This is a genomic window from Streptomyces sp. SID11385, from assembly GCF_010548245.1.
Lineage (GTDB): Bacteria > Actinomycetota > Actinomycetes > Streptomycetales > Streptomycetaceae > Streptomyces.
In genome coordinates this window covers 1-1,545 of the sequence record NZ_JAAGLR010000515.1, presented here as the reverse complement: position 1 = coordinate 1,545, position 1,545 = coordinate 1, and the positions used below count along the sequence as shown (strand labels likewise).

Annotated in this window: 1 protein-coding gene and 1 pseudogene; both read right to left on the bottom strand. The window is 74.6% G+C overall.

Annotation, left to right across the window (positions count from 1 at the left end; translation table 11 throughout):
• Positions 1–362 (bottom strand): annotated as a pseudogene (locus G3I42_RS15985) (phage tail protein); the annotation flags it as partial.
• 87 nt (positions 363–449) lie between these two features.
• The coding region (locus G3I42_RS15980) for a hypothetical protein (protein ID WP_164286540.1) at positions 450–1,545 on the bottom strand (1,096 nt) is incomplete at its 5' end.

Genomic DNA, 1,545 nt, shown 5'->3' with positions numbered 1-1,545 from the left:
CGCGCGGTGGCGAGCGGTGCGGTGCCGGCCGGGGGCGTGAGCCACAGCGTGGCGCCGACGAGGCGGGACTGCGCCCAGCGGTCGCCGGGCCAGGCGCCGTGCTGGTCGGGGCGGAGCACGTCGCCGAGGTCGAGTTCGGGCAGGTCGTCCCAGCCGGTGAGCCCGGAGCGGTCCACGGGGTAGGGGGTGCCCTCGCCGAGGAGCAGCCCGCCGAACTGGAGCTGCCCGTCGCGGGTGATGAGGGAGCCGGGGTCGAGGTCGGCGGTGGGGTCGGGGGCGTGCACCGCGCTGTCGGCGGGGTTCGCCTCGGTCGGTCCTGCCGGGTCCATGAGGAGCGGAGGGGTGGGCGTGGTCTCGGCCATGGGGCCGTCACCTCGTTACGGGTCGGGGCGGTACGGGCGCGGAACGGGCCGCCCGGGGCGGATCGCGGGCCACCCGCCGAGCGGGTATCAGGCCGCTGCCGAGGCCCGCAGGAAGAGGAGGTCGTCGGCGACGGTGAGCGGGCTGCTGCCGGGGCGCTCGGCGTAGACGCGGACGCCGGGGCGGCCCGCGAAGAGGGCGGGCCCGGTGGTCACGGGAGCGGCGGCGGGCGCGGGCAGCAGGCGGCTGAGGGCGCTGAGCGGGCGGACGGCGGCGGCGCCCGGGCTCGCGGTGGGCTGGACGATGCCGCCCTCGGCGAGCAGGGGGATCTTCGAGAGGTGGACGCCGAACTTCTTGCCGAAGAAGCTGAAACTGAGGTGGTTGAGGCCGTCGATGATCCAGTTCGCGAAGGCGATGAGGCCCTTGACGGGCCCGGTGACGACCCCGGCGACGGTCTGGATGCCGGTGGAGAGGAAGTTCCCCATGCCGTGCAGCGTCTTCGTCATCGCGTCGCGGACGCGCGTGAAGGCGCCGGGGAGCTTGGCGCGGAGCCAGTCGAGTACGGGTCGCACGGCGCCCTTGAGCGCGGCGAAAGGGGCTCTGGCGAGGGCGGTCAGGGCGCGGCTCGCGGTCGATACGGTGCTCTGCGCCGTACGGAAGGCGGAGCCGAGCGGGCCGCCGACCGCCTTGAGGACGGTGTTCGTCGTCTCCCGTATCCCCGCGAAGACGTTCCCGATCGTCTCGCCCCAGCCGCTGATGAGCGGCAGCATGAACGCGCTCACGGCCCGGAAGCCTTCGAGAGCCGCGTCGAAGACCTGCTGGATGATTCGTTGCCCGGTCTCGGAGTTGAGCGCGTACTCGATGACCAGCGCGCCGAGCGGGGCGACGACGCCGAGGAGGAAGCCGAGCGGGTTCGCCTTCATGACGGTGTTGATCGCGGTCATCGCGACCGAGCCGACGGTGAGCGCGGTGCCGAACAGGGTCATGAACTTGGTGACTTGGGGGGTCGCCGTGCCGAGCAGGTCGGTCGCCGAGCCGAAGAGCCCGGCCCCGGCGGTGAGGGCGCCGAGGGTGGCGAGGGGGGTGCGGAGGCGGGTGGCGCCGGAGCGGATGCGGCCTGCGGCGGAAGCGGCGGAGCCGCCCGCCTTGCGCAGCGCGCCCGCGGACCTGGTGGCGGGCGCGGCG